Origin of the sequence: Paraburkholderia acidicola (assembly GCF_002362315.1) — a bacterium.
Classification (GTDB): Bacteria; Pseudomonadota; Gammaproteobacteria; order Burkholderiales; family Burkholderiaceae; genus Paraburkholderia; species Paraburkholderia acidicola.
On sequence record NZ_MTZV01000001.1, the window covers coordinates 157,603 to 177,054 of the forward strand.

Genomic DNA, 19,452 nt, shown 5'->3' on the forward strand with positions numbered 1-19,452 from the left:
TAACAACGCGTACACCAGCGGCGCTCACGGCGCGGCTGCTGACGTCACCGCCGTGGACGTACTAACGGTCGGCGAACTCGCCGGGCTTTCGTCACGCCACGGCTGCGGCAGCGTCGTTAGCGTGAGAGCACCCGGAATCTGCTTGGCCGCGTAGAACAGCTTGAGATGTGCTTTCACCTGCGGCCGTGCCACATCATCCAGATAGATCATGTGACCGCCCTGAACGAAGTTCACCTGCAGGTTCGGATTCAGGTGAGGCACTGTCTGGAGTCGTGCGAGCTGTTTCTCGGTATTGAAGAACGGCGTGGCCAGATCGTGATAGCCGTTTTCCGACAGGATTTCGAGCCGTGGGTTAAGCGTCAGTGCGCCGAGCAGATCGGGGATCGTGTCCGGATATGACTGACCGCCGTGCGAGAAATCCCAGGTCATGCCGTCGTTCAACGGCACGTAGGTTGAGTTCGGTGCCGTGTAGCCGAGGTAGTCCGGCATCTGCGTCGCAAGGGCATTCGTGAACGGTTGCGAAATCAGGATGTCCGACGGATCGTTGTCGCTCTGCAGACGCGGGTCCGAGTCCGGCAACGTCACGCGTCCGTCATAACGGCCAATCTGTCCGTTGCTGACCAGTGTGTCCGAGAACCAGTTCTGACTGAAGTAGCTCTGCAATGCCTGCACGCTCATACCGGATGTGTGCGACCACGACTGCAGCGTGCGCAACGGCGGCGTGCCGTTGTTCAGATGACGATACTGAGCGGTCGAAAACTGCTCCATCTGCTGCGCGTAGGCGCTCAGGCTAACTGGTGCCGGTGAAACCTGGTTGTAGTAGGCCGATACTTCCGCATAGCTCGGCAGGTCATCGGCGGCATCGTCGGTCGACCCATAGTTCAGGATCGACGACTGCAACACGATCCCCGTCAGATGCACGCCTGCGGACTCGAGCGACAGCGCGAGCATGTCGGTGCGCGGCGTGCCATACGATTCCCCGTACAGATACAGCGGCGACTTGCTGCGATTGTTGACGGCGATATAGCGCTCGACGAAATCGCGGATCACCTTGACGTCCGGATCGCAGCCCCAGAAGACCTGGTTCGTGTTCGGCAGAACGGCTTCGGAAAGCCCGGTTCCCGGCGGATCGATGTACACCAGGTCCGACACGTCGAGCATGCTTTCCTTGTTGTCGACGAGCGGATAGTTCGGCCAGTTGTTGCCGAACAGCGGGTCGGGTGTGGCGACACGTGTCGGGGCAAACGAACCGAGACGCAACCAGATCGACGATGAACCCGGGCCGCCGTTGTAGATGAAGGTCACAGGCCGTGGTGTACCGTCGGCGCTCGGCGCGGTGTAGGCGACGTAGGACATCGATGCTTCTGGATTACCTTGCGAGTCGGCCGCCGTCAGGTGACCCGTGGTCGTCGTGTAGTTGATCGTCGTACTGCCGGATGTCCACTGATGCTGCATCACGGCGGCCTTTTCGGTGACCTGCGATGCAGTAAGTCCGTCGTTGGCGTTCATCGAATAAGCGATCGTATCGACGTAAGGTTGATTGCTCGCTGACGGGTTTGCCTGCTTGTTTGAGGTTTGCTTCAGGTTTGCGGCACTACTCGAGGACGAACCGCCATCATTGCCGCCGCACCCAGCCAGCGTCAGCATTCCGATCGTCACGATACTGAGTGCAGCTAGCCGGCCCTGCTTGCTGCCGTTACAGCTCCTGTCTGGCTTCATCTCTATCCCTGGTGAGTGAGTTTGGATACCGCTTTACGAAGGTCGCTTTCGCGATGGTTCGCTATATAGAGTCGTTCGGAAAGCATAAGAGGACCAGTAGCTTTGAGTATTGTTGAAGCTTGCAACATGGCGCGATCGTGCCAAAGCATCCAGTATCTGGAATCGTCATCAAAAGTTTGCACACCTCTCTATCCGCTGTGTATCGTCGCCCGGCAGTCCACAGTGATGTGGCTTAAAAAAACCGACTACGCAAAGTCGAACTTGCTGGAGGAGGCGAAATGGATAGAAGAAGATTTGTCTCGTTGGCCGCGCTGGTACCGTTCATGTCGGCATACGGTAGCGAGAACAATAGCGGCGCCCAGAATTCCGCAAACATGCTTTCCGCCGAATCTGTCAGTCCACGTGTGAGAGCGCGCCACACCTTCGCGTTCAGCCCGAATGGCAGCCAGTTCCTGCTGGATGGACGCGCGCTGCAGATCCGCAGTGGCGAGATGCATCCGGCGCGCATCCCGGTCGAATACTGGCGGCATCGGATCAGGATGGCAAAGGCGATGGGTATGAACACCGTCGCGTTTTACATCATGTGGAACTACCACGAGACGACGCCGGGTCACTTCGACTTCGAAACCGGAAATCGCAACATCGAAGCATTCGCCAGGCTTTGTCAGGACGAGGATATGTGGGTGCTGCTGCGCCCCGGTCCGTATATCTGCGGCGAATGGGATCTGGGAGGTATTCCGTCTTATCTGCTGCGCCATCCTGACATCAAGCTAAGGACGAATTCGGCTAACGATCCGCATTACATGGCAGCGGTCGGGCGTTATATCAACGAGTTGATACCACGCATCAATCCCTTGCTCGTCGCCAACGGCGGACCGATCCTGATGATCCAGATCGAGAATGAATTTGGCTCGTATGCGAACGACCCGACCTATATGGAAGAGGTCCGTCAGCTCTGGGTGCAAGGCGGAATCCAGGGTCCGTTCTATACGGAAGACGGCCTCTCGGAGCTCGAGCAGAATCATTCGAACGTGACAGGCGGCGCGATCGCGTTGAGCGGCGGAACGGCCGCGGACATCGCGGCATCGCGCCAGACCTACCCGAGCGTACCGGCGATGGCGGGCGAGGTCTATCCGGGTTGGCTCACGCATTGGGGCGACGCGGTCCTGCAAGGCACCGCCACCGACATCACCACAACGCTAACCGCGCTGATGCAGCAAAAGCTGTCGTTCAATCTGTACGTCATTCACGGCGGTACGAGTTTCGGCTTCTTCGCCGGCGCGAATACCGATGGCAATTCCGGCGAGTATCAGCCCGACATCACCAGCTACGACTACGCGGCTCCGATCAGCGAACAAGGTGTCGCGACCGCGCATTACACAAGGTACCGGAATCTCATCGCGGGCTATCTGCCATCCTCGCTCCCTGCGGTACCGCGACCGATCGCCACGATCACGCGCAACCGGTCCGACGCGCTCGCTCCGGTTCCCTATGCTTCTATCTGGGACAACCTGCCTGCGGCACTGCCGGCCTCCCAGACGGTCAACCCACAGCCGTTCGAGATGTATGGCCAGGCGTTCGGCTTCGTGCTGTACCGCAAGCAGCTGCCGCGCTACGCCGGCGGGGCGCTCACCGTCACCGACGTTCACGATTACGCGACGGTATGCATCGGCGATCAGTACATGGGGGGTATCTCGCGAGCGGCGATACCGGCCGACTACGCGCGCCGTCTGCACGTCACGCATCATGCGCCACTACCGTTGACAGCCTCGGTAACGTCGCCTTCTCCTGTGCTCGAGATCCTCGTGGAGGGCATGGGTCGTGTCAATTACGGACATGCGATCGTCGATCGAAAAGGCATTCTCGAATCGGTTGCACTGCAGGATCAGAGCGGCCAGAGTAGCGTGCTGACGGGCTGGGACGTGCGCCTGCTGCCCATGGATGAGGCATTCATCGCCAATCTTCGCCCTGGGGTCACGAACGCCAGAAAAGGCGGACTGTTCTTCAAGGTGGAGTTTCAACTGAACGAGGTGGGGGACACCTATGTCGATATGAGTCGCTGGACCAAGGGCATGGTCTGGGTGAATGGCCGCAATCTCGGCCGCTACTGGCACATCGGTCCGCAGACGAGACTCTATTGCCCCGCGCCATGGCTCAGGCTTGGTTTTAACGAAATCATCGTGTTCGATCTCCACCAGCTGGATGCGCAACCGATTGAATTCGCGGCGACGCTTGCCTGACGGCAGCCGCGCTGACGCATGGGCCATCCCTGTCGATGTACGTCGAATCTATGCAAACGAGGAACGTCATGAAACGAACTGGAAGTCGCACTTCGCTGATTGCGCTGGGCGCGGTCCTGTTTGGGCTACTGCAAACAGCGCCCACGCAGGCCGTTACGTTCGATGCATCGGCGCCGGTATCGATGAACGTCTACTCGGACAGTCCTAATTCGCTCTTCATCGATCGGGATGGCACGTTCTTTCTTGAGAACGCGTACTCGCAGTACGACGATGTCCCTGCAGATCACGTCTGGGATTTCTATAGTGGCGCGAATGTCGACTCCGTTTCGCTGTCACAGGCTCACTCCCAGTACGACACACGTGTGCTTTGCAACGACGGCAATCCGGTAGCAACCGAGCTGTTCGGAACACCGGTCAAATCACAAACCTCCTATACGCAGGCCGACTACTGCGACATGATCGGAGTGTGGGTCGATCCCGATACGGGGGACTGGTATGGCATCGTGCATAACGAACTGTTCGGCACCAATCCGCGGGTCGACGCGATTTCCTACGCGATCTCCAGAGACAGGGGCGCGAGCTGGACGCTGCAGTCTCCGATCGTGAGCTCGCCGTACGGCAAAGGCGACCCGCATACGCCTTACTACTACTATGGCGATGGCGACCCCCGGTTGTTCGTCGACTATGCATCGGGATATTTCTATATCTTCTACACGAGCAGAATAGTCGGTCAGAACGGCGCACCATCGGGTTTCGACAACTACATGTGGGCACATGTGGCAAGAGCGCCGATTAGCCGCAAGATGACGTCTTCGTCCTGGCAGAAGTTCTACAACGGGAAGTGGCAGCAGGTACTCGGCACCAACTGGACGTGCGATGCCTCGAGCGCGGCTACGGTTCCCTGCGCGCGCGCCCCCGTGTCGAGCTCGCTCGAAGCGAATCTTCAAGGCCCATCCACCGATCTGACTGCCCAGGGCGGCCCTGCCGCCGACACGACGGGAAGCGAGACGTTTGTCACCCCTGCGGATAACGCCGGCAGTTTGCTTGACGCAGGCTATACCAATGGAACGCTGCGGGTCATGGGCATTTCATGGAACGTCTATCTGCAGAAGTACATCGCGGTGGCCGAGGACAGAACGATCTCAAAGCCCGGAACCCCCAATTTCGATTACGGCCTGCCGGCAACGACGCTAAAACTCTATACGTCGAGTGATCTTGCTACCCAGCAATGGACCTATGCGGGCAGCGTCCCGTACAACTCGGCTTCCTGGTACCGGTGGTTCGTGGATAGCGCAACGAAGACGTCGTCCAGCCCGCTTGGCCAGACCTTCCGTGCCTATTGCGCGTTCAGCTGCTCGCAGTCTGACGGTGAATATATCGACATCACCGCGCACCTCGATCCGACGGTTGATCCCGTGTCGGTCTACTACTCGGATGCCAATGGTCACTCGATTACCGCTGACTCACCCAGCGGCCGATATTTCATTGCGCATCCCGGCAATCCGCAGGCTAATGTACCGACGCCCGCATCTGGCGCGTGGACGTTCAAGGCGACGGGCGACGGATTCTTTACCCTCTCGATCGGTGGTGCTTACCTCGGAGTGAACGATGGCGACGCGGGTCGAGCCTGGGGCGCGCCTGTCAAACTCTCGTCAACGGGTTCGTCGGTGCAGCAGCAGTGGTATTTCCAGAAAGTCGCCACCGGCGATGCTTCCGTGTTTCGCATCGTCAACCGGTTTAGCGGGCTTGCGCTGAGCTTCCCGGGTAGCGTGCTGACGAGCAGTCTGTCTGGCGTCGTGACCGCACCCATCAGGAGTTGGGATAACACCAGGCCTCGCTCGATAGCGGTGTGGGGATCGTTCGATCAAAGCATTATTCTTCAGCGGGGTCGATGATAGGGGCTTGCTCGGAACGGGACGGGGTCGGGCGCTTTGCGCGCCTGCTCCGGCGTTGCGACCGGGCACTCGAGTCGGCAACCTGCGTCGCTGTAGCTGACGGTTAGCAAAAATCGCTAGCGTCAATGGAAGTAAGTTGAAAGCTGTTCTGGCGTAATCCGCAAGTATCGAGGATCGATCGCGACCTGCGTTTACGTGATGGGCAACCACGTGGCCCGATAAATGCCGCGATCTGCGCCTGCGCGCTACGCAATCCCGCCTATATCGCCGAATTGACGGCGCTTCTCCCTCTTCATCGCTTGTTTGCGTGACGACACGCGTTGCTAGTCTGGTCTGGCAGTGCGGTTCGACACACGCCTTCGCGCGACCATGCTTGCATTTAGCTAACGAATTTATTCGGGTCCCCGACGATGACCAATGCCCTTAATTTCTCCGGCGGACCCGGCGCATTGCCGGAAGTGGTTTTGCGGCAGATCCGCGAGGAAATCGTTGTGTCGCTGTACAACGCGGTGACGGAAGCCACGGTCGATACGCTAACCGGATTCTCGTTGCAACACGTATGAGCACATTCCACACCGCGTGCAACGATGCGCTTGCGGTCGCTTCAAGGCCGGACTCACTAGCCGCGTTGATGCAACAACTCGACCGCGATCCACTCAATCTTGCGTTGCATGCCGCGCTGGCCGAAGCGCTGCAGGCAGCGGGCGACGACACCGGTTTTCTCGCCCACCGCATCGCACTGGCTACCTTCGATACGATCACCGCTGGCGAGCCGAACCTTGCAGCCATTCCGCTCTACAACCTCGCCACCGTCTACTACATGAAGGGCGAGTACGATGCAGCGAAGCACTGGTACGGCCACGCGCTAAAGGTGCATCCCGATCTCGCGATTGCCCACCAGAATCTCGCCGCGATTTTCGAGGCGCAAGGGCGGGGCGCGGAGGCGCAGCAACACCGGTCGCGTGCCTACAGTCTGCAACGCGTGTTTATCGAGCCAGCACAGCATGCACGACGGCATCTGCTGATCCTGTGTTCGGGCCAGGCATGCGGCAACGTGCCGTTCGAAACCTTGCTCCCACCCGATGTCACCTATCGGATCAAGTACGCGATCGACTACGCGCACGACACAGAAGACGCGCAACTACCGCCGTTCGATCTCGTGTTCAACGCCATCGGCGAGCCCGACATTGCGCAGCCCCTCACCGCGCGGCTGCAGCGTTTTGCGCAGCGCTGCGGGCGGCCGATGCTGAACCGGCCTGATAAGGTTGCCCGGACGCAACGTCACCGGATGGCACTGCTGCTAGCCGGCATCGACGACGTCGTGGTCGCACCATGCATTCGGGTCGACGCGCGGCCGCTTTCATACCGCGCGCTGGCAGAGCGACTCGAAGTAGCGGGCATCGGTTTTCCGCTGTTGATGCGCCCGCTTGCTACACACGGTGGCGACGGTCTCGTGCTGCATGAATCGTTCGACACACTATGGACCGCACTCAAGGCACTCGACGCACCGTGCTATCTGACGAAATTCATCGATTTCCGCAGTACGGACGGCCATTACCGCAAGTACCGGACCGTGTTCGTCGATCGTGAACCGTTTCCCTATCACCTTGCGATTTCGTCGCACTGGATGGTGCATTACTTTTCCGCGGATATGACGGCGGACCGCGCAAAGATCGACGAGGAACGACGCTTTCTCGACGACCCGCGAACGGCGCTCGGTGAACGCGCGGCGAAAGCGGTGGCGGCGATCGGGCGTCGGCTCGATCTCGACTACAGCGGCATCGACTTCACGTTGCTGCCCGATGGGCGGGTCTTCGTCTTCGAAGCAAATGCGACGATGCTGATCCATCGCGAGGCGGCCGATGGTCCACTCGCGCACAAGAATGCCTTCGTGCAACCGATCGTCGATGCCTTCGAACGGCTGCAGGTATCGCGTATGGGTACGCCGTCGCATGAGTAGCCCTCCGGCCGCTGCCGCGAATCCGGCGAATCCTGCGAATCCTGCGGATGGGCACGCAACGGAGGAGGGCATCGCCGCGTTACTTGCACAGGCGAAAACCCATCATCTGGCCGGCGATCTGACTACGGCACGCAGCCTCTACGAAGCAGTGCTTGCCGCGCGGCCTGCGCATGCGGACACGAGGTTCAGGCTCGGCATCCTCGACCTGCAATGCGGCGATGCCATGCGCGCGCTTGAATCGGTCGAATGCGCGCTTGCGAGCGAGCCGCAGGAGACACGCTATCGCTTTGGCCGCGCTCAGGTTCTGGTCGCGCTGCAGCGTTTCGACGACGCAATCGACGCCTGCCGTGATCTGCTTGCCGAACAACCGGCGTCTGCCGACATCCTCGTCGTGCTGGCCCATACGCTGCAGGCAAAAGGCGACACACGACCAGCCATCGACGCATGGCTTCACGTCCTCGATCTCGACCCAGCTAGCGTCGATGCGCTGAATCATCTGGGCAATGCGTATCAGCATCTCGGCGACGTAATCCCGGCAGAACAGGCGTATCGCCGCGCGCTGGCCGTGCAACCTGGTCACGCGGATGTGTTGACCAACCTTGGTAACGTGCTGCGGGTATCGGGGCGTTTCAGTGAAGCGATGCAGTCGCTGCGTGCGGCGGTACAAAGCGATCCATACAACGCGGCAGCACACGTGAATCTAGGCGTAGCGTTGTGCGAACGGCGTGAGTATCCGGAGGCGTTAACAACGCTTGAACGTGCGGTCGAACTCGATCCCGCTTCGGCTGACGCCGCGTATAACCTCGGCAATGCCGTCCACGCAGCCGGCCACCAGCGCGATGCGATTATCCAATACCGTCGCGCAATCGAACTGCAACCCGATCACGCTGACGCATACAACAACCTCGGCAACGCGTACCGCTCGCTCAACGAATTCGCGGCTGCAGCGGATGCATTCGACAACGTCTTGCGGCTGCGTCCCGACAGCGTCGCTGCTTGCAACAACCTGGGCAACCTGTATCGCACACTCGGTCGTACCAACGATGCAAAGACCTCTCTGCATCGCGCGCTGAAGATCGATCCTGCACACTCAGTCAGTCACAACAATCTCGGCAATGTGCTGAAGGACAGCGGTGCGCTCGACGATGCAATCGCGAGTTACTGGCGTGCACTCGATTGCGATGCGGACAATGTGATTGCGCACAGCAACCTGCTGTATGCGTTGACGTTCCAGTCCGATGATGCGCAGACGGTGCGCGACGAATCGCGTCGCTGGTCAGCGCGGCACGAAGTGGCGTTTCGGGCTACGCGGAAACCGCATTGCAACGATCGTTCGACGAACCGGCGCTTGCGCATCGGCTATGTCTCCGCCGATTTCCGCGACCATTGCCAGGCGCTGTTCACGACCCCGCTGCTCACACATCACGATCACGACGCATTCGAGATTGTCTGCTATGCGAGCGTCGAACGACCGGACGCGGTGACCGCGCGCATCGCCGCTTATGCCGACGTATGGCGCGACGTACGCACGCTTGACGACGAACAGCTTGCCCAGACGATCCGCGCCGACGGTATCGACATCCTCATCGATCTGACGATGCATATGGCCGACGGCCGTCCACTGCTGTTTGCCCGCAAGCCGGCACCGGTGCAGGTAGCGTGGCTCGCCTATCCGGGCACGACCGGTATCGACGCAATCGATTACCGGCTAACCGATGCGCATCTCGATCCGCCCTGGCACGATAGCCACTACAGCGAACAGTCGGTGCGCGCGCTGGAATCGTTCTGGTGTTACGACCCATTGACTGATACGCCCACGGTCAACGCATTGCCGGCATCGACGCGCACGAATAGCAGCGAAGTAACACTTGGCTGCCTCAACAATCCATGCAAGCTGACCGATCGCACGCTGGCGATGTGGGCCGGCGTCATGCAGGCGCTGCCGCACGCGCGGTTGGTGCTGATGTCAGCGGCAGGCGAGGGCCGCGATCGGCTCATCGAGCGCGCAGACGCACAGGGCATCGACACCGGGCGCGTGCGCTTCGTCCCGTTCCGACCGCGCGCAGCGTATCTGGCTACGTATCACGAGATCGACCTCGGTCTCGACACGTTTCCCTACAACGGCCATACGACAAGCCTCGACTCGCTATGGATGGGTGTGCCGGTTGTCACGCGGGTTGGACAGACAGCGGCGGGTCGCGCGGGCCTGAGCCAGCTCGCGAATCTCGGCCTGTCCGAACTCGCGGCATATACCGACGACGCATTCGTGCGCATCGCGGTCGACCTCGCGCGCGATCTGCCACGACTGTCGGCACTGCGCAGCCGCTTGCGTCCACGCCTTGAAGCATCGCCACTGATGGACGGCGCGCGTTTCGCGCGCCAGGTCGAGCGCGCATACCGGCAGATGTGGCAGACGTGGACAAGCCTGCAAAAATGATCTGCCCGCTGCATTGCGACAACTGCAGTGTTGATGATCGACGGGACGCTATTTGCTAGACTGGCTCACCGCGAACGTTGGGCGCGCAACGACACGCGCATTGCACGATTTCTTCCAGGAGACATCGCCCCATGAACACTGCCAGTCGACGGACGTTTCTAAAGAATCTCGGCGCACTGTGCGCGGCAAATTCGCTCACGCTTCTTGCCACGCATGCACAGGCGGCCACACCTGCCGCCACCGACTGGCAAACCATTACACCGGAAGCTGCCGGGTTTAAACCGGGTCTCGTGACCCGCTTCGACAGCCTGCAGGCAAGTGGCCGGCTTGCCGGCGTGCACGGTGTGGTCGCCCTGCGAGACGGCCGCATCGTCTTCGAGCGCTACTTCAAGGGCGACGATGCCAGCCGGCGCGGCCCGTTGGGCGACGTCGAATTTGGGCCCGACACGCTGCACGACATACGCTCCGTCACCAAGAGCATCGTCGGGCTGCTGTACGGCATTGCGCTCTCCCGCGGCCAGGTTCCCGCGGTCGAAGCGTCATTGCTCGCGCAGTTCCCCGAGTACCCCGATCTTGCTGCGGATCCGAAGCGTGCCCGTCTGACCATCCGTGACGCACTGACGATGACGGTCGGCATGCAATGGAACGAGAAGCTGCCCTACACCGATCCGGCGAACGGCGAGACCGCGATGGACAGCGCCGCCGATCGATACCGCTACGTGCTCGATCGTCCGGTGGTCGGCGATCCGGGCAAGGGCTGGATCTATAGCGGCGGCAACGTCGCGCTGGTGGCGAAAATCATCGAGAGGGGAACCGGTCGGAACTTGCCCGACTTCGCGCGTGAGGTTCTCTTTACGCCGCTGGGGATCGGTTCGACGGAATGGTCGAAGGCCGCCGATGGCGAAGCCTACGCCGCGTCCGGACTCCGGCTCACGCCGCGCGAACTGGCGAGGATCGGCCAGATGGTGCTTGCCGATGGCCAGTGGAACGGCAAGACGGTCGTGCCGGCGGCGTGGCTGCACGAGAGTTTCCGTCCGGCTGCGCTCGTCGATATCGGCTATCCGGGGCTGCATTACGGCTACCTCTGGTATGTCGGCGAAGCACTTCAGGAAGGTAAGGGCGGTAGCTACGGCGAACGCTTCGTCGCGGCGATCGGCAACGGCGGCCAGCGGCTCTTTGTCTTTCCCGGGCTCGATTTCGTGCTGTGCGTGACGTCGGGCAACTACAACTCCCCGGACCAGTGGCGGGCGCCTTCGGCGATTCTCTCCGAGGTGTTTCTGCCAGGTCTCGCGAGCTGAGCGGCACGGTGCCGACGACGGACGGCTGCAACGGCGAATCGTGCTGACGTCCGGGATGCACCTGCATCTGCCTTGCACCTGTCGCACCTGCATCTCGAACGCTAACGCGCCAGCCGATCACGCAGCACGCCGCATCCGCAAACGTCCTCCCTACACGTGTTCGCACCAGGTACACCACTTGCTTGAATGCTTCGGCCGGGTGCGCAAATCTGACCTGTTCGAAGCGAGATCGCTTCCAGCGCACACCGGTCGCGGCAACTTGTGCATTGCGCCGTGTCGTTATTACGTGACGGCAACCGTAACGCTGTGTCGTAGCGCTACCAGATGCCGTTTTTGCCGATCGCTCGCATGCAGGAGTTGACGGCGCGTAGCCGGGAGTTCGTGGAATGTGGATAACAAAGAGAGAACCGACCTGTAAGCCGGCGACACGTGTCCTCGCGTGGACGATCGCGTGTGGTTTCGGCGTGGCAGCGATGGCGCCCGCTCACGCGCAAACACCTTCACCCCTCGCGGAATGGCAGTATTCGGCGGGCGTGCCGCTGCAAAAGCTGTTTGACCCGGACCCCGCCAGCACACCCAACTGGCGGTTCAGTTTCGGTGCAGCGGCGACCTTCCAGCCGCGCTCCGATGGCTCGGACCGCTACCGCGTGATGGCCGGCCCGAGTATCGATCTGCGTTATCGCGACCTGTTCTTCGCGTCGACCGGCGAGGGCGTCGGCGCCAACGTGATCAACACCGACCACTGGCGCACGAGCATTGCGATTGCCTACGACCTGGGCCGCCGCGCCGCCGACGATCAGCAGCACCTGAACGGCCTCGGCAATATCAACCCGGCGGCCGAGATCAAGATCGCCACCGACTACGTCGTATCGAAAGACTTCCCGCTGGTACTGCGTGCGGATTTGCGGCGCAGCCTTGGCGGCACCGATGGATGGATTGGCGACATCAGCGCGTATATGCCGCTGCCCGGCAGCTCGAAGACGTTCTACTGGTTCGGCGGACCGACGGCCACGTTCGCCGATTCGCGCTACATGAACCGCTGGTTCGGCGTGACCGACGCGCAGTCCGCGCGTTCAGGCTATCCGCGCTATTCGGCCAATGCCGGACTGAAGTCGGTCGGCGCCGGTATCACGATGATCTGGTTCATCAACAAGCACTGGTTCATGACAGCAGATGGCGCGATCGAACAACTGGTCGGCCGCGCAGCGCATAGCCCGATCACGCAGCGTTCGACGAATGGGGTGGCGGACGTGTCGGTGAATTACCAGTTCTGATCGTGTATTGGATGCGCTCAGACGAAGTTCAGACCGATCGCGCCGAGCGGCCCGTAGTCGACATGGAAGGTATCGCCGGCGCGCGCCGGAATCGGACTCGTGAACGAGCCGCTCAGGATCACGTCGCCGGCATTCAGACGCTCGTCGTACGGCGCGATCTTGTTCGCGAGCCACGCCACACCGGTAGCGGGATGATTGAGCACGGCCGCCGCCAGCCCGCTTTCCTCGATTGCACCGTTGCGATAGAGCAGGGCGCCAACCCAGCGTAGATCGACGTCAAGTGGCCGGATCGGCCGGCCGCCCAGCAAGATGCCGGCGTTCGCCGCGAAGTCGGAGATCGTGTCGTAGACCTTGCGGGGCGCTTTGGTTTCGCGATCGAACTGCTCGATCCGTGCATCGATGATCTCGACAGCCGGTGTCACCCACGCAGTCGCATCGAGCACGTCGAACAGCGTCACGCCCGGTCCGGTGAGCGGACGACTCAGGATGAAGGCCAGTTCGACCTCGACGCGCGGCGCGATGAAGCGATCCGCGCGGATATCCTGACCGCTTTCGATAAACATGCTGTCGAGCAGCGGTGCGTAGTCGGGCTCGTCGATCTGCGATGCCCGCTGCATGGCGCGCGACGTGAGCCCGATCTTGCGGCCCTTCACGACCTGTCCTTCAGCCAGTTTCAGTTTCAGCCATTCGCGCTGGATCGCATAGCCGTCCTGCACGGTCATCTGCGGATAGGTGCGCGAGAAATGACGCAGCTGCGTGCGGGTTTTCTCCGCGTGGTCGAGCTGGGCGGCGAGGTCGCGAATGGTTTGGTCGTCTAGCATGAGGATCCCGTGCGGCGGTGTGCTCACTCAGGCCTTAAGCCGGGCGTGCAGGTTGTTGTGCTTCCACGTACCCGCTTCGCCGAACTCGTTGATTTCAAGCGATAGTGCGAGGCCGTGCTGTTCGTAATCGGCGGCGAAGTGCTGTTTGATGATCTCGAAGAGTGCGTCGCCGGTCGCACGCCGGACTGCTTCGGAGCGGCCGGCGCCGATCTTCAGGTTCGCATGCAGGAACGCGTTGTCGGGGCGGCCGTTGGCGACGCAGTAATGCTCGCAGCGGATCGCCCGCACGCGAATACCGCCGGTTGGAAAAACGCGTGCGCCGCTATCACTGTCGCGCTGCCCGTCGAGGCTGTGTGCAAGCGCTGTGCAGAGCAGGCCAATGCGGGTGTCGTCGGCGAGGTTTGCGCTGTATTCGAGCGTTAGATGAGGCATGGCAGACTCCTTATCGGTCAAGGTCAGGCAGGCAACGCCGTGACCGGAAAAATCGCATTGATCTGGCCGGTACCCGAACTGCCGAAATACGGCGTGATCACTTCGGCCTTGCCGTCGTAGCGGTCCCAGCCGAGTGCGCCGAGCAGCATCGCGGTATCGTGCATGCCGCCTTCGCCCCAGCATTTCTCGTTGTAGAGCGGCAGCATTGCGCAGAAGGTCGGCCAGTCGCCGGCTTCCCAGAGATCGACGACCTTGCGGTCCATCTGTTCGAGAAACGGACTCCAGACCTTGTGCATGAACTGCTCGGCGGTGCCGTTGTCCGCGAAATGATGGCTTAGCGATCCGCTGGCGAGTATCGCTACCGTGCCGTCGTAGCGCTCCTCGATGGCCTTGCGTACCGCGAGGCCGAAGCGCGCACTGGTCGCAAGGTCGTGCCACATGCACCAGCCGGCCACCGATACCGTGCGGAAATGTTGATCCGCGTTCATGTAGCGCATCGGCACCAGCGTGCCGTATTCGAGTTCGAGCGTGGTCTCGCTGTGCGCGCGGCTTTTTACGCCCATTTCGTTGGCGACATCGGCGATCAGATGACCGAGTTCGACGTTGCCCGGGTACACGTACGGCATGTTACGGATGAAATGCGGCAGCTCGTTACTCGTATAGACGCCTTCGAAATGCGGCGCACAGTTCACGTGATACTCGCTGTTCACGAGCCAGTGCACGTCGAACACGACGATCGTATCGACGCCAAGCGCGCGGCAGCGACGACCGATCTCATGATGACCGTCGATCGCTGCCTGACGACAACCTTTATGCGGACCGTCCAGTTCCGACAGATACAGCGACGGCACATGCGTGATCTTGGCCGCCAGCGCGAGCTTGCCCATCGATATCTCCAGTGTCGCGCCGCGCGGCAACGTAATGCTCGACGCGCGTGCCGATCGGTTATACGCCCCAGCGCGGAATGTGATGCAAACCGAGTGACAGACACACGTTCTTCGGCTCGAGGAACACTTCATAGCTCCATGTGCCGCCTTCGCGGCCCACGCCCGATGCCTTCGTCCCGCCGAACGGTTGCCGCAGATCGCGCACGTTCTGGCTGTTGACGAAACACATACCGGCTTCGATCGCGGCGGCAACGCGGTGCGCGCGACCGGCGTTCTCGGTCCAGATGTAGCTTGAGAGGCCGTAGGCGATGTCGTTCGAGAGCCGCACGGCATCGGCCTCGTCGTCGAACGGAATCAGACACGCGACTGGGCCGAAGATCTCTTCCTGCGCAATGCGCATCCGGTTGTCGACATCGACGAATACCGTAGCGGGCACAAAGTTGCCTTGCCGCAACGCATCGGGTAGATCGGGCACATCGAGCCCACCGCACGCGAGCGTCGCGCCTTCCTTCGGCCCCAGTTCGATATAGCTGCGCACTTTGGCGAGATGCGCCTGGCTGATCATCGGTCCGATAATCGTGCTGTCCGCCATCGGATCACCCACCGTGAGGCGTTTCGCGCGCTCGATAAAGCGCTCGGCAAAGCGTGCGTAGATCGACCGTTGCACGAGAATCCGCGAACCGGCCGTGCAGCGCTCGCCGTTGTTCGAGAAGATCATGAAGACCGCGGCATCGAGAGCGCGTTCGAAATCGGCATCATCGAAAATCACGAACGGCGACTTGCCGCCCAGTTCCATCGAGAATTTCTTCAGACCCGCGGTCTGCACGATCCGGTTGCCCGTTGCCGTCGATCCAGTGAACGACACGGCGCGCACGTCCGGGTGTGCGACGAGCGGCTCGCCGGTTTCCTTGCCATAGCCGTGCACGACGTTGAGCACACCGGCGGGAATGCCGGCTTCGAGCGCGAGTTGACCCAGCATCGAAGCCGTAAGCGGCGACAGCTCGCTCATCTTGAGTACTGCCGTATTGCCGAAGGCGAGGCAGGGCGCGACCTTCCACGTTGCCGTCATGAACGGCACGTTCCATGGCGAAATCAGCGCGCACACACCGACCGGATGGAACAGCGTGTAGTTCAGATGCGTATCGGTGGGGTACGTGTGGCCGTCGACCCGTGTGCACATCTCCGCGAAGTAATGGAAGTTGTCGGCGGCACGCGGCACCAGCTGCTTGCGCGTCTGCGAAATGGTCTGGCCGGTGTCACTGGTTTCCGCCGCGGAAATGTCCGGTACGTTCTTCGCGATCAGTTCGCCGAGCTTGCGGATCAGTTTTGCGCGCTCGGCAGCGGGTTTGCTCGCCCATGCAGGGAACGCCTCCTTGGCTGCCTGCACGGCGGCGTCGACTTCGGTGGCTGTGCCGCGTGCGACTTCGGCGAGTACCTGCTGATTCGCCGGGTTCACGGTTTCGAAATAGTCGGCGCCTGTTTGCTCGCGGCCGTTGATCAGATGTTCGATACGCATGGCAATGTCCTTGTTCTCGGGGAGCGGAGAGGATCAGGGCCGTGCCTGGCGACGACCGAACACCGCATCCGCTGCAATCGTGTTGACAAGACGCCCCAGTCCGTCGATCTCGCAGACGACTTCGTCGCCGCTATTGACGTTGACGACGCCCTCGGGCGTGCCGGTCAGGATGACGTCGCCTGGTGCGAGCGTCATGAAGCTGCTCAGGTATTCGATCAGCGCGGGGATGTCGGTGACGAGGTCGCGCGTATTGCCGCGCTGCTGCAATGTGCCGTTCACGTAGGTGCGCAACTCAAGTTGCGTGACGTCCGCGATATCGGCGGCATCGACAAGCCAGGGGCCGAGCAGGGTCGCGCCATCGCGATTCTTGACGCGCAGGTTGGGGCGGTAGTAGTTCTCGAGGTAGTCGCGGATCGCGTAGTCGTTGGCGATCGTATAGCCGGCGACACAGGCCATAGCCGCATCGCGCGAGACGTTGCGTGCCGTGCGACCGATCACGACCGCCAGTTCGCACTCGTAATGCATGGAGGTCACGCCGTCGGGGCGACGTGTGAAGCCACGATGTCCGAGCACCGCGCCTGGGCCCTTCAGAAAAACCAGCGGCTCTTCCTGCTTCGAGAATTGCAGCTCTTTTGCATGCTCCGCGTAGTTCAGGCCGAGCGCGAAGATCGTACCGACCTCGAACGGCGCGAGCCACACGACTTCGTCTTCGCGCAGCACGCGGCCGTCGGCGAGCTGCACGCCGTTGCCCGCAGGATGCGCTTCGTGAATCGCGCCGGCATAGGCCACGCGGGCGCGCATCATGACTGGCCTCCTTGTAGTGCGTCCGGGCCGACGAACGACAGGCGCAACGATGGCCAGTCCGCTATCGTCATCGTTGCCGTATCGCCGGCATGCGCAACCGGCGAGCCGAATGGCACACCGAGCGTCAGCACATCGCCCGCGGACAGCGTCATGAACTCGGTAACGTCGGCCAGCAGATGCGCGACGCTGCGCACGGTCGTTGCGGTGCTCGCCACGAACGGCGCACGGCCCTCGATGTGAACCGTGATCGATAGATCGTCCGGATCGACGACGTGGCGCTGCGCCACAATTGCAGGGCCGATCGCGCAGAAGCGATCCCGCGCGCGAAAACGCACTGAAGGGCGATACACGCTTGCGTGCGGAATGCTGAGATCCGCGACGATCGTGTACCCGGCGATGTAGTCGAATGCCTCGGTGGCAGCAACACGCGTTGCCGTGCGCCCGATCACGATGCCCAGCGATGCGCCTACCTCAATGCCAGGCCCGCTTGCTCCTGCGACGTTGTCCGGTACGGTAACGCACGTGCCATGACCGGTCAGCGTATTGCGCGGCTTGACGTAGAGGATGGGCGCTTTCGGCGGAGCCTTGTAGGGTGCTTCATGCACTGCATCACCGAGTGCGGACAATGCAGCGCGGTCGTTCAGCAGTGTGCCGTACACCGTTCCCGTAACAGGCACCGCGCACGTCACACGTTGCAACAGCAGCGCGGCCGCCGTCTGCGCATCGGTATCGCGCGGTAGCGGCTCACTTTCCAGATGAAGCAGATAGTCGGCAAGTGCGAACATGAGGATCAATAACGTCTGGAAACAAGGGGTAGTGCATCGCGGGTTGGCGAAACACTAACATGTTAGTATTATTGAGCCTGCCCAGATTGGCGGTCAACAGACTTTTCTTCAGGCACGGGTTTTCCCGGGGCTGACAGAGACAGTCGCTCCACCGCTGACTGTCCGTCAGCTTTTTCCCCTGCTATTTAACGGTCTCGTCATGCCAGTCACCGATGCCACTCGCGTTATGCACCGCAATCTACCGATGCTGCTGCTGCGGGCACGCGAAAAGATGATGGAGCGCTTTCGCCCATTGATCACCGCACACGGGTTGACCGAACAGCAATGGCGCATCATCCGCGCGCTCAATGAGCAGGGGCCGATGGAGCCGCGCCAGATCTCCGACATCTGTACGATTTCGAGTCCGAGCATGGCGGGCGTGCTCGCACGTATGGAAAGCCTCGGGCTCGTCACGAAAGAACGCTTCACCGACGATCAACGCCGCGTGCTCGTGGAGCTGACCGATGCGAGCAATGATCTCGTGCGTGTGATATCGAAAGATCTTGAGGCGAACTATCGCGAGCTGGAGCGTAGAGTCGGGCCTGAGGTTGTCGAGCGTGTGTATCGCGCGGTCGATGATCTGCTGGCGGGGCTGGAAGAGGATGAAGAAGCGTGAGCAAGGTGCCGCTTGCCATACTCGATCCCGCCATTGCCACGCGCGTCGTTCACGCAGATCTTCCGTCGGACGTCGAACTGTGGCGCCTCGATATTCCGCAAGACGAAGCCGCGCTACTGCCGATGCGGCATACGCTCGACACCGCCGAACTGCAGCGCGCCGATCGATACCGCCGTCTCGCGGACCGCGCATGCTTTGTCGTCACACGTCACATGTTGCGTGCGCTGCTGGCGGCGCGTACGGGCGAGTCCGCTGAAGCGCTGCAATTCGAAACCAATGCACACGGGAAACCGTCGTTGCGCGATTACCCGACGCTGGCGTTCAACGTGTCGCATTCGGGTAGTCAGGCGCTGATTGCGCTCTCGGCGCAACGCACGATTGGCGTCGACATCGAGAAACTCGATGCCGCGCTGGACTGGCGGGAAATATCGGAAGTTGCGCTAAGCGCGGATGAGCACACACAGGTCGAGAGCATGCCGGACGACCTGCAACCGCAGATGTTCATGCGCTGCTGGACCGCAAAGGAAGCGCTGCTGAAAGCGACGGGCCTCGGTATTGCGGTTGCCGATGTGCTGCGCGCCACGACCGTCGATCCTCGTTCGGAGGACGTGCAGTGCTTGCAGGTGCGCTCGCTGGAACGTGCGCCGCAGCCGCTGTGTTTTCGCTGGATCGATGGGGCGACGGGCTACGTTTGTTGCATCGCGTGGGGAGAGTAAGGGCGGCAATTGG

Annotated in this window: 16 protein-coding genes; 9 read left to right on the plus strand and 7 right to left on the minus strand. The window is 61.4% G+C overall.

Features of this window, described 5'->3' with window-relative positions; translation table 11 throughout:
* Window positions 1-24 precede the first annotated feature (24 nt).
* Window positions 25-1,719 (minus strand): S10 family serine carboxypeptidase-like protein, encoded by a 1,695-nt coding sequence (locus BWP39_RS00395; protein ID WP_096716421.1) that lies wholly within the window; start codon window positions 1,717-1,719, stop codon window positions 25-27.
* A 374-nt stretch (window positions 1,720-2,093) separates the two neighbouring features.
* Here BWP39_RS00395 and BWP39_RS00400 point away from each other — a divergent pair, with 374 nt between their 5' ends.
* The 7 genes from BWP39_RS00400 (at window position 2,094) to BWP39_RS00425 (ending at window position 12,823) form a co-directional block, all read left to right on the plus strand.
* Entirely contained in the window at window positions 2,094-3,959 is a 1,866-nt protein-coding gene (locus BWP39_RS00400; RefSeq protein ID WP_235851355.1) for a beta-galactosidase, read from the plus strand.
* 68 nt (window positions 3,960-4,027) lie between these two features.
* A complete protein-coding gene (locus BWP39_RS00405; RefSeq protein ID WP_096716423.1) occupies window positions 4,028-5,854 on the plus strand; it encodes an RICIN domain-containing protein in 1,827 nt (608 codons plus the stop codon).
* Window positions 5,855-6,264: 410 nt separating this feature from the next.
* Window positions 6,265-6,417 carry a hypothetical protein gene (locus BWP39_RS31675; RefSeq protein ID WP_157915109.1) on the plus strand — a complete coding sequence of 51 codons (153 nt, stop codon included), beginning with the start codon at window positions 6,265-6,267 and terminating at the stop codon, window positions 6,415-6,417.
* Window positions 6,414-7,814, plus strand: coding sequence for a hypothetical protein (locus BWP39_RS00410; RefSeq protein ID WP_096716424.1), 1,401 nt, complete (start codon window positions 6,414-6,416; stop codon window positions 7,812-7,814). Before BWP39_RS31675 ends, BWP39_RS00410 begins: the two co-directional genes overlap by 4 nt.
* Window positions 7,807-10,251: a tetratricopeptide repeat protein gene (locus BWP39_RS00415; RefSeq protein WP_096716425.1), complete on the plus strand. Its 2,445-nt coding sequence runs from the start codon at window positions 7,807-7,809 to the stop codon at window positions 10,249-10,251. Before BWP39_RS00410 ends, BWP39_RS00415 begins: the two co-directional genes overlap by 8 nt.
* Window positions 10,252-10,382: 131 nt before the next feature.
* The gene (locus BWP39_RS00420; RefSeq protein ID WP_096716426.1) at window positions 10,383-11,549 is read left to right on the plus strand and encodes a serine hydrolase domain-containing protein; all 1,167 of its coding nucleotides are present in this window, start codon (window positions 10,383-10,385) and stop codon (window positions 11,547-11,549) included.
* Between the two features lie 386 nt (window positions 11,550-11,935).
* Entirely contained in the window at window positions 11,936-12,823 is an 888-nt protein-coding gene (locus BWP39_RS00425; protein WP_096716427.1) for a MipA/OmpV family protein, read from the plus strand.
* Between the two features lie 17 nt (window positions 12,824-12,840).
* Here the strand turns inward: BWP39_RS00425 and hpaH are convergent, their stop codons facing one another.
* From hpaH to BWP39_RS00455, 6 genes are read right to left on the minus strand one after another with little or no spacing between them, the layout of a single operon-like run.
* Window positions 12,841-13,644, minus strand: coding sequence for a 2-oxo-hept-4-ene-1,7-dioate hydratase (hpaH, locus tag BWP39_RS00430; protein ID WP_096716702.1), 804 nt, complete (start codon window positions 13,642-13,644; stop codon window positions 12,841-12,843).
* Window positions 13,645-13,671: 27 nt separating this feature from the next.
* Window positions 13,672-14,076: a 5-carboxymethyl-2-hydroxymuconate Delta-isomerase gene (locus tag BWP39_RS00435; RefSeq protein ID WP_096716703.1), complete on the minus strand. Its 405-nt coding sequence runs from the start codon at window positions 14,074-14,076 to the stop codon at window positions 13,672-13,674.
* A gap of 23 nt (window positions 14,077-14,099) precedes the next feature.
* Window positions 14,100-14,963: a 3,4-dihydroxyphenylacetate 2,3-dioxygenase gene (gene hpaD, locus BWP39_RS00440; protein ID WP_170043816.1), complete on the minus strand. Its 864-nt coding sequence runs from the start codon at window positions 14,961-14,963 to the stop codon at window positions 14,100-14,102.
* 58 nt (window positions 14,964-15,021) lie between these two features.
* Entirely contained in the window at window positions 15,022-16,479 is a 1,458-nt protein-coding gene (hpaE, locus tag BWP39_RS00445) for a 5-carboxymethyl-2-hydroxymuconate semialdehyde dehydrogenase (protein ID WP_096716428.1), read from the minus strand.
* Between the two features lie 33 nt (window positions 16,480-16,512).
* On the minus strand, window positions 16,513-17,283 hold the full coding sequence (locus BWP39_RS00450) for a fumarylacetoacetate hydrolase family protein (protein ID WP_096716429.1): 771 nt from the start codon (window positions 17,281-17,283) through the stop codon (window positions 16,513-16,515).
* Complete coding sequence (locus BWP39_RS00455) at window positions 17,280-18,068, minus strand: fumarylacetoacetate hydrolase family protein (RefSeq protein WP_096716430.1); 789 nt, start codon at window positions 18,066-18,068, stop codon at window positions 17,280-17,282. Before BWP39_RS00455 ends, BWP39_RS00450 begins: the two co-directional genes overlap by 4 nt.
* Before the next feature lie 244 nt (window positions 18,069-18,312).
* Between BWP39_RS00455 and hpaR the strand changes: the two genes are divergently transcribed.
* Complete coding sequence (gene hpaR, locus BWP39_RS00460) at window positions 18,313-18,723, plus strand: homoprotocatechuate degradation operon regulator HpaR (RefSeq protein WP_096716705.1); 411 nt, start codon at window positions 18,313-18,315, stop codon at window positions 18,721-18,723.
* Entirely contained in the window at window positions 18,720-19,439 is a 720-nt protein-coding gene (locus tag BWP39_RS00465; protein ID WP_096716431.1) for a 4'-phosphopantetheinyl transferase family protein, read from the plus strand. The genes hpaR and BWP39_RS00465 overlap by 4 nt, the downstream gene beginning before the upstream one ends.
* The last annotated feature ends 13 nt before the right edge of the window (window positions 19,440-19,452 follow it).

Excerpts from the sequence above, each read along its gene's own strand:
- BWP39_RS00425 (WP_096716427.1), top strand. The coding sequence starts at position 11,936 with ATGTGGATAACAAAGAGAGAACCGACCTGTAAGCCGGCGACACGTGTC.
- hpaD (WP_170043816.1), bottom strand. The coding sequence starts at position 14,963 with ATGGGCAAGCTCGCGCTGGCGGCCAAGATCACGCATGTGCCGTCGCTG.
- BWP39_RS00435 (WP_096716703.1), bottom strand. The coding sequence starts at position 14,076 with ATGCCTCATCTAACGCTCGAATACAGCGCAAACCTCGCCGACGACACC.
- hpaR (WP_096716705.1), top strand. The coding sequence starts at position 18,313 with ATGCTGCTGCTGCGGGCACGCGAAAAGATGATGGAGCGCTTTCGCCCA.
- BWP39_RS00415 (WP_096716425.1), top strand. The coding sequence starts at position 7,807 with ATGAGTAGCCCTCCGGCCGCTGCCGCGAATCCGGCGAATCCTGCGAAT.
- BWP39_RS00455 (WP_096716430.1), bottom strand. The coding sequence starts at position 18,068 with ATGTTCGCACTTGCCGACTATCTGCTTCATCTGGAAAGTGAGCCGCTA.
- hpaH (WP_096716702.1), bottom strand. The coding sequence starts at position 13,644 with ATGCTAGACGACCAAACCATTCGCGACCTCGCCGCCCAGCTCGACCAC.
- BWP39_RS00410 (WP_096716424.1), top strand. The coding sequence starts at position 6,414 with ATGAGCACATTCCACACCGCGTGCAACGATGCGCTTGCGGTCGCTTCA.
- hpaE (WP_096716428.1), bottom strand. The coding sequence starts at position 16,479 with ATGCGTATCGAACATCTGATCAACGGCCGCGAGCAAACAGGCGCCGAC.
- BWP39_RS00395 (WP_096716421.1), bottom strand. The coding sequence starts at position 1,719 with ATGAAGCCAGACAGGAGCTGTAACGGCAGCAAGCAGGGCCGGCTAGCT.
- BWP39_RS00405 (WP_096716423.1), top strand. The coding sequence starts at position 4,028 with ATGAAACGAACTGGAAGTCGCACTTCGCTGATTGCGCTGGGCGCGGTC.
- BWP39_RS00450 (WP_096716429.1), bottom strand. The coding sequence starts at position 17,283 with ATGATGCGCGCCCGCGTGGCCTATGCCGGCGCGATTCACGAAGCGCAT.
- BWP39_RS31675 (WP_157915109.1), top strand. The coding sequence starts at position 6,265 with ATGACCAATGCCCTTAATTTCTCCGGCGGACCCGGCGCATTGCCGGAA.
- BWP39_RS00400 (WP_235851355.1), top strand. The coding sequence starts at position 2,094 with ATGCTTTCCGCCGAATCTGTCAGTCCACGTGTGAGAGCGCGCCACACC.
- BWP39_RS00420 (WP_096716426.1), top strand. The coding sequence starts at position 10,383 with ATGAACACTGCCAGTCGACGGACGTTTCTAAAGAATCTCGGCGCACTG.